Origin of the sequence: Streptomyces albidochromogenes (assembly GCF_005981925.1) — a bacterium.
Taxonomy (GTDB): Bacteria; Actinomycetota; Actinomycetes; order Streptomycetales; family Streptomycetaceae; genus Streptomyces; species Streptomyces albidochromogenes.
In genome coordinates this window covers 1-7,193 of the sequence record NZ_VBVX01000318.1, presented here as the reverse complement: position 1 = coordinate 7,193, position 7,193 = coordinate 1, and the positions used below count along the sequence as shown (strand labels likewise).

At 73.3% G+C, this 7,193-nt stretch carries 8 protein-coding genes; 2 read left to right on the top strand and 6 right to left on the bottom strand.

The window, feature by feature from the left end; all coding sequences use genetic code 11:
• Positions 1 to 1,190 (bottom strand): ROK family transcriptional regulator (locus E2E34_RS28635; RefSeq protein ID WP_138904787.1); only part of this gene is annotated, 1,190 nt, incomplete at its 3' end.
• 56 nt (positions 1,191 to 1,246) lie between these two features.
• On the opposite strand from E2E34_RS28635, the gene E2E34_RS28630 reads away from it, so the two are divergent.
• Together E2E34_RS28630 and E2E34_RS28625 are read left to right on the top strand one after the other, a co-directional pair.
• The gene (locus E2E34_RS28630) at positions 1,247 to 2,338 is read left to right on the top strand and encodes a Gfo/Idh/MocA family oxidoreductase (protein ID WP_138904786.1); all 1,092 of its coding nucleotides are present in this window, start codon (positions 1,247 to 1,249) and stop codon (positions 2,336 to 2,338) included.
• Positions 2,335 to 2,829: a heme-degrading domain-containing protein gene (locus E2E34_RS28625; RefSeq protein ID WP_138904785.1), complete on the top strand. Its 495-nt coding sequence runs from the start codon at positions 2,335 to 2,337 to the stop codon at positions 2,827 to 2,829. Before E2E34_RS28630 ends, E2E34_RS28625 begins: the two co-directional genes overlap by 4 nt.
• 461 nt (positions 2,830 to 3,290) lie before the next feature.
• Here E2E34_RS28625 and E2E34_RS28615 read toward each other — a convergent pair whose 3' ends face one another.
• The 5 genes from E2E34_RS28615 to E2E34_RS28595 all read right to left on the bottom strand — a co-directional run.
• Positions 3,291 to 4,154 carry a fumarylacetoacetate hydrolase family protein gene (locus E2E34_RS28615; RefSeq protein ID WP_138904784.1) on the bottom strand — a complete coding sequence of 288 codons (864 nt, stop codon included), beginning with the start codon at positions 4,152 to 4,154 and terminating at the stop codon, positions 3,291 to 3,293.
• Between the two features lie 122 nt (positions 4,155 to 4,276).
• On the bottom strand, positions 4,277 to 5,044 hold the full coding sequence (locus E2E34_RS28610; protein ID WP_138904783.1) for a YidC/Oxa1 family membrane protein insertase: 768 nt from the start codon (positions 5,042 to 5,044) through the stop codon (positions 4,277 to 4,279).
• 196 nt (positions 5,045 to 5,240) lie between these two features.
• On the bottom strand, positions 5,241 to 5,555 hold the full coding sequence (locus E2E34_RS28605; protein WP_138904782.1) for a DUF6412 domain-containing protein: 315 nt from the start codon (positions 5,553 to 5,555) through the stop codon (positions 5,241 to 5,243).
• A gap of 304 nt (positions 5,556 to 5,859) precedes the next feature.
• Positions 5,860 to 6,480, bottom strand: coding sequence for a hypothetical protein (locus E2E34_RS28600; protein WP_439333695.1), 621 nt, complete (start codon positions 6,478 to 6,480; stop codon positions 5,860 to 5,862).
• A gap of 186 nt (positions 6,481 to 6,666) precedes the next feature.
• A partial coding sequence (locus E2E34_RS28595; protein ID WP_138904781.1) for a class E sortase occupies positions 6,667 to 7,193 on the bottom strand: 527 nt, incomplete at its 5' end.

Below are 7,193 nucleotides of genomic sequence, written 5' to 3'. Positions count from 1 at the left end.
CCCTCGGCCCCGCTCGCCCCCTCGGCCACACCCGCGCCGCTCGCCGCACCGGGGAACGCGATGTCCGCGTGCCCGAAGACCGGCGCGAGGACGAGCTGCGCCGCCCCGTCGGCGACGGCGCGCCCGTCGCCGGCCGCGGCGGCCACCGGCACGGCGGGCCTACTGCCCTCGCGCCGGGCGAGGTCCGCCAGTACCGCCTCCACGCCTCGTACGAACACGTCCTCATCCGCGGCGATGACGCGGCCGCCGAGCAGCACCCGGTCGATGTCGAGCAGCCCGACCAGATTCGCCGCCCCGGTGCCGAGGACCCGCGCGGCCTCCGCCAGGTCGCCGCGGGCGACGGCGGCCAGGCACAGCGCCTCGACACAGCCGCGACCGCCGCAGGAGCAGGGCGGCCCGTCGAGTTGCAGCGTCTGGTGCCCGAACTCGCCCGCCCCGGTGCGCGCCCCGCGATAGAGCGCCCCGCCGAGTACGAGCCCGGACCCCAGGCCCGTACCGAGGTGGAGGTACGCGAAGGACCCGCCGCCGGGGCGGGCGCGCAGCGCGAGCCCGAGCGCGGCGGCGTTCGTGTCCTTGTCCACCACCACGGGCAGCCCGAGCCGCTCGCTCAGCACGTCCCGCAGCGCGAAGCCGTCCCACTGCGGGAACCCGGTGACACGGTGCAGCACCCCGCGACCGTGGTCGAGCGGCCCGGGCGCGGCGACCCCCACCCCGAGCAGCGTCCGGCCCGGCCCGGGTTCCGGCGGGGTGTGGCCGGGCTCCGGCCCGGACGGAAGGACGAGCGCGGCGACCGCGCGGGTCGCCGCCTCCAGCACCACTTCCGCGTCCGCCCCCAGGTCGAGCGGCGCCCTGCGCACCGCGACCGTCGTGCCCGCCAGGTCCACCAGGACCCCGGTCAGCTCGTCGCGGTCCAGGTGCAGCCCGACGGCGTACCCGGCGTCGGGCACCAGCCGCAGCACGGTCCGGGGTTTGCCTCCCGTCGAGGGGCGGCGGCCGGCCTCCGTCGCCAAGCCCTCCGCCCGCAGCCGGGCAGTGATCTTGCTGACGGCCTGCGGGGTGAGGCCGGTACCCTCGGCGAGTTCGAGGCGGCTGATGCCGGCCTCGCCCGCCGTGCGCAGCAGGTCGAGGACCAGCGCCGCGTTGTGGCTGCGCAGCGTCGGCAGGTTCGCGCCCGTATAGCTCCTGTTCACGGACCCATTGTCCACTGCGCTTGCACTTTGGCAACAGCGTTGTTTAAGTGGGTGTCATGACTGGCACCGACACCCGCGCCCCCTTGCGCGTCGGACTCGTGGGCTACGGCCTCGCGGGCTCCGTCTTCCACGCTCCGCTCATCACCTCGACCGAGGACCTCGCCCTCGACACCGTCGTCACCTCGAACCCGGAGCGCCAGGAGCAGGCCCGCGCCGAGCACCCCGGCGTCCGCGTCGCGGCCTCGGCCGACGAGCTGTGGGCGCGCGCGGAGGAGCTCGACCTGATCGTCGTCGCGTCTCCCAACAACACGCACGTCCCGCTCGCCACCGCCGCCCTCCGGGCGGGCCTGCCGGTCGTCGTGGACAAGCCGGTGGCCGGAACGGCCGCCGAGGCGCGTGACCTCGCGGCGCTCGCGGAGAAGCGCGGCCTGGTGCTGTCCGTCTTCCAGAACCGCCGCTGGGACAACGACTTCCTCACCCTCCAGCAGCTGATCGCCTCCGGCGAACTGGGCGACGTACAGCGCTTCGAGTCGCGCTTCGAGCGGTGGCGCCCGCAGCTCAAGGGCGGCTGGCGCGAGTCGGGCGACCCGGCCCAGATCGGCGGACTGCTGTACGACCTGGGCAGCCACGTCGTCGACCAGGCGCTGGTGCTCTTCGGTCCGGCGGTGCGGGTGTACGCCGAGTCCGATGTGCGCCGGCCGGGCGCGGAGGCGGACGACGACACGTTCATCGCGATCACACATGCGAACGGTGTCCGCTCCCACCTGTACGTGAGCGCCACCACCGCGCAGCTCGGCCCGCGCTTTCGCGTGCTCGGCTCGCGGGCGGGCTATGTGAAGTACGGGCTCGACCCGCAGGAGGGCGCTCTGCGCGAGGGCAGGCGGCCGACGGCGGACGGGAGCTGGGGCGAGGAGCCGGAGTCGGCGTGGGGCCGCGTCGGCGCCGGCGAGTCCCCGGCGACGGGCGGCGGCAGTCCCGTCCCGACGCTGCCGGGCGACTACCCGGCGTACTACGCGGCCGTCGCCGCCGCCGTACGCGCGGGCACCGCTCCGCCGGTCACCGCCGCCCAGGCGGCCGACGCGCTCGACGTGCTGGAAGCGGCGCGGCGGTCGGCGCGCGAGGGCGTGACGGTGGAGGTGGCGCGATGACGTCGACAGGCCACACGCCCACCCCGCCCACGCCTGCCGAGCTGCTCGCCGAGCTGGCCGCCCAGGAGGACCGGCTGGTCCTCCCCCAATTCACCCACGAGGACGCGTGGGCCCTCGGCAGCCTCCTGATGAGGCTCGCCCGGGAGCGCGAGGCGCCGGTGGCGATCGACATCCGGCGTGGGGCGCAGCAGCTCTTCCACTGCGCCCTGCCGGGGTCGAGCGCGGACAACGACGCGTGGATCGACCGCAAGCGGCGGGTCGTGGAGCGGTACGCGGAGAGCTCGTACCGGGTCGGCACCCGCTTTCGCGCCAAGGGCACGACGTTCGAGGACTCGTCCCGCCTGGACCCGGACGTGTACGCGGCGCACGGCGGATCGTTCCCCATCGCGGTGGAGGGCGCGGGCGTGATCGGCACGGTCACGGTCTCCGGCCTCCCCCAGGCGGAGGACCACGCACTGGTGGTGGAGGCACTGGAGCAGTTCAAGTCCTGAGAGCCCGGCGCGGGTCCGGTGTCCTGCGGGCCCGGCGGGGTTCAGGCCCTGAGGCCGGCGCGGGTCCAGGTCCTGCGCGCCCGGCGGGGTTCAGGTCCTGGGGCCGGCGCGGGTCCGGGCCTTGCGGGCCCGGCGGGCTTCAGGTTCTGGGGCCGGCGCAGGTCCAGGACCCCAAGGTCCATGCGCTACGGGCCCTGCGCAGGTCCAGGACCTGGGCCCCAAGGTCCAGGCGCTAGGGGCCCGGCGCAGGTCCAGGACCTGGAGCCGACGCGGGTCCAAGTCCTGGGGCCCGGCGCAGGTCCAGGTCCTGGGACCCCCAGGCGCAGGTCCAGGCGCAGGGGCCCCGGCGCCTGGCAGCCGGTCCCGGGCGGCCGGGCCCCGCGCCGGACCGGCGTCCCGTGGCGACCGGGGCGACCAGGGCGACCGGGGCGACCGGGGCGACCGGGGCGACCGGCCGGAGGCTAGGCGGCCTTCAGCTCCTGGCGCTGGCGGCCCAGCCCCTCCACCTCGAGCTCCACCACATCTCCGGACCGCAGGTACGGCTTCGGCTCCGCCTGCCCCATGGCCACTCCCGCCGGCGTACCCGTGTTGATCACATCGCCCGGGTACAGCGTCATGAACTGGCTGACGTACCGGACCACTTCCCCCACCGCGAAGATCTGGTCGGCGGTGGTCCCGTCCTGCTTCAGCTCTCCGTTCACCCACAGCTTCAGGCCCAGGGCCTGCGGGTCCGGTATCTCGTCCGCCGTCACGAGCCACGGGCCCAGCGGGTTGAACGTCTCGCAGTTCTTGCCCTTGTCCCACGTGCCACCGCGCTCGATCTGCCACTCGCGCTCGGAGACGTCGTGGGCGACCGCGTATCCGGCGACGTGCGCGAGGCCGTCCTCGGCCGAGTCCAGGTAGCGCGCGGTCCGCCCGATGACGACCGCCAGCTCGACCTCCCAGTCGGTCTTGGTGCTGCCGCGCGGTACGAGAACCGTGTCGTCGGGGCCGACAACCGTGTCCGGAGCCTTGAAGAAGATGATCGGCTCGGGCGGTATCGCCGCACCCGTCTCGGCCGCGTGGTCGTGGTAGTTCAGGCCGATGCAGACGATCTTGCCGATACGGCCCAGCGGCGGCCCGACCCGCAGCGTCCCCGCAGCGTCGTCGATCACCGGCAGCTCGCCCTCCGCCGCGGCCTCGCGGACCCGGCCGAGAGCCGCCTCGTCGGCGAGCAGGTCGCCGTCGATGTCGGTGACGAGACCGGACAGATCCCGCAGCGTCCCGTCCTGGTCGAGCAGCGCCGGACGTTCGGCACCCGCCGTTCCCACACGCAGCAGCTTCATGGTCAGTCTCCTCTGGTCGAGAGTCGCGTTCGGCCCCGGCCGATGGGTGCGGCCATCGGAGGATTGGCCGATCCTCCAAGCTGCACGTCCAGTCCGCAAGACCCCGTTCACGGACTGGACCCTTACCGAGCAGTAGCCACGACGCTCCCACCAGCCGGAACGTCCCGGTAGAGCCACGCCCGCTCGACCGCGCTCCAGGTCGTACTGGTGACCACGTACAGCGCGGCGGCCAGCGGCACCACGGCCACCGTGATCAGCGTCGCGAACGACATCAGGGGCATCACCTTGGCCATCGCACCCATCGCTGCGGCGCCCGGCAGCTCCACCCCGTCAGGCCCCGCGACCGGCATGCCCGGGGACGCCGCCATCTGCTGCTTGGTACGCCGGTATGTGAACGTGGCCACCGCCGCCACGATCGCGAACAGCGCCACGTACAGCAGCCCTTGCGGCCCGAGGACCCCGCCGTCCGACAGCGCGTCGGTCCAGCGGTCACCGAGCGGGCTGGCGAAGAGGGTGTGGTCGAGGAGTCGGTTCGGTTCGCCTCCGATCCGTGTGCTGGAGAAGAGGTGGTACATCAGGAAGAACGCCGGCAGCTGCAACAGGCTGGGCAGGCAGCCCGAAAGCGGCGAGACCTTCTCCTCGGCGTGCAGTTCCAAGATCGCCTTCTGGAGGCGCTCCGGGTTCTTGCCGTGCTTCTTGCGCAGCTCGGCGATCTGCGGCGCGAGCTTGGTGCGGGCCTTCTGACCACGGGCCGTGGCCCGCGACAGGGGATGGATGGCGAGTCGTACGCACGCGGTGAACAGGACGATCGCGGCGGCCGTGGCCGAGGCGTGGAAGAACGGTTCGAGCAGTTCCGCGAGGCGTGCGACCAGGTTGGCGAATACGGACATGGTGAGCCCTCCGGGGGTCTCGTCGTGCCGGGAGAGAAGACAGATCGGCATGACGACCCACGCGAGGCAGGCAGGTGGCTACGCGAGCGGGCGAGTGGACGAGTGCGTGCACCGAGCCGGTCGCACCAGGGGAGCGAGCAAGGCGGGCCGTACTGCGTGTCCACGCGGCCCGCACTCGAAGAAGCGGCGCGCGTCCCTACGCGGTGGTCGTCGAAAGACGACGCCCCGGCGCACGCGGCCTGGTCCGCCCTCGCGCGTCCGGATCGCGCTGGGGCAGGAACGCGGTGCGTATCTCGCGGTCGCGTATCGCCGTACGGACCCGCGTGCGCGGCACGGCGGGAACGGAGCGGGCGGCCAGGAGCGCGCAGACGGTGAGGGCCGAGCCGGCCGCAGCGGTGGCGGCGAGCGCGACGGCGGCCGAGAAGCTGCCGTTCTCGATGAGGAGGACTTCGGTCAGCAGGAAGAGGGCAAGGCCGACCGTGCGCAGCAAGCGCGCCGAGCAACTGATCATGATCCCTCCCTCTCCCCGTCCAGCACCCGGCCGACGATCGACCGGTGTCCGACTCTTCTCACGATGCTAAGGCCCGGCACTGACAACGCCCCGCCGCTGCGAGCCCGCCCATCACCCCGGGCAAGCCAGAACGAACGCCAACCCCGAGCACCAGCACCTCAGCAGCAGACCGCGCGCCATTGTCACGTCGCGACCCGTAAGGACAGACGCCCGAGACGGCTCCCAGGTTCCCCACCGGGCGTCACCGTCCCCGGGCGTCACCGTCCCCGCGTCTCACTGCGCACCCCGACGCGCCGCACGTGGGTCAGTCGACCACGAAGACGACCGCGCCCACAGCGGCGAACTTCCAGATCGCGTCGCCGTCGTCGGCTCGCACGCGGATCCCGCCGGTCTGCACCCCGGACGCCGGCTCCGGCGACGAGCCGTCGACGGCGTTGGAGAAGGCGATGGAGACGCCGGACTTCGTGGAGAAGTAGACGATGTTCTCGATCTCCACCCCGTCGGACCCCGTTGCCGCCTGCCGCCGGAAGGAGACCAGGTGAGAGCCCTTTTCGGGGTTGACCGTTCCGGGCCACACAGTGAACGAGCGGCGCGAGGTGTCACCGGCTTCCACCAGCCAGACCCGCTTCTGCCCGAGCGAGTAGACGATGCGCGCCCCCTCGCCCGAGTTCGCCGGGACCTCGGCACGGGGCGGCTTGCGCGGCGGGGTGGACGGGCGCGCCTGCGGCGACGGTGTCGCGGCGGGCCGCGACGCGAAGGGCGCTTCGCCGGGCGGCACCGACCGGTCCGCCTGGACCCCCAGGACGACGACAGCCGCGAGGGCCGCCACGGTCAGTGCGGCGACCCAGGCCCACGAGGGCAGCCGGCGGACATGCACGCGCGCGATCTCCTCAACTCTCGTGCCGAAAGGGGGCAATACGACCATTGCCGGCACGAGCCCGGCCCTACCCAGAACGTCCGATCATCGTACTCCCGCCGGACACGTTCCCCACTGGTCACGCAGGCCACACGCATCACACACGTCACACGCGTCACACACAGCCAGGCCGGGCAGAGAGGGCACACGGGCTCACCGGGCACGCCCACGGGGCACACCACCGGCGCGGAAGAACTACCGGGGCCGCATCGCCGCCAGCTTCCCCCACACGACCAGCCGGTACGTGGACGTGAACTCGGGCGTGCAGGTCGTCAGCGTCAGGTAGTAGCCGGGCTTCCGGTACCCGGCCCCCGCCCGGACATCGCTCCTCGGCACCTTCGCGATCACCCCGCTGTCGCGCGCGGAGGTCTGCGCGAGCCCCTTGTCGACGACGTACGTGAAGACCGCCTCCCGCGTCTCGACCCTCACCTCGTCCCCGGCGCGCAGCCGGTTGATGTAGCGGAACGGTTCACCGTGCGTGTTGCGGTGCCCCGCGAGCGCGAAGTTCCCGGCCCCGCCGGGCTGCGCGGTGTGCGGGTAGTGGCCGACGTACCCCTTGTCGAGCACCCCGCCCTTGCTCACGCCCTGCGCGACGGGAGCCGTGAGGGCCGAAGTGCGGGCCGAGATTGCGGCCCGGTGCGGCGAGCGGCGAGCCCGCGCGGTGGCCGGAACGCGCCTGTCCGGCCGGTCTCGTCGGCCCTGCGGCCGGTGGGCAGCCGCGG

Excerpts from the sequence above, each read along its gene's own strand:
- E2E34_RS28630 (WP_138904786.1), top strand. The coding sequence starts at position 1,247 with ATGACTGGCACCGACACCCGCGCCCCCTTGCGCGTCGGACTCGTGGGC.
- E2E34_RS28625 (WP_138904785.1), top strand. The coding sequence starts at position 2,335 with ATGACGTCGACAGGCCACACGCCCACCCCGCCCACGCCTGCCGAGCTG.
- E2E34_RS28615 (WP_138904784.1), bottom strand. The coding sequence starts at position 4,154 with ATGAAGCTGCTGCGTGTGGGAACGGCGGGTGCCGAACGTCCGGCGCTG.
- E2E34_RS28610 (WP_138904783.1), bottom strand. The coding sequence starts at position 5,044 with ATGTCCGTATTCGCCAACCTGGTCGCACGCCTCGCGGAACTGCTCGAA.
- E2E34_RS28605 (WP_138904782.1), bottom strand. The coding sequence starts at position 5,555 with ATGATCAGTTGCTCGGCGCGCTTGCTGCGCACGGTCGGCCTTGCCCTC.
- E2E34_RS28600 (WP_439333695.1), bottom strand. The coding sequence starts at position 6,480 with ATGGTCGTATTGCCCCCTTTCGGCACGAGAGTTGAGGAGATCGCGCGC.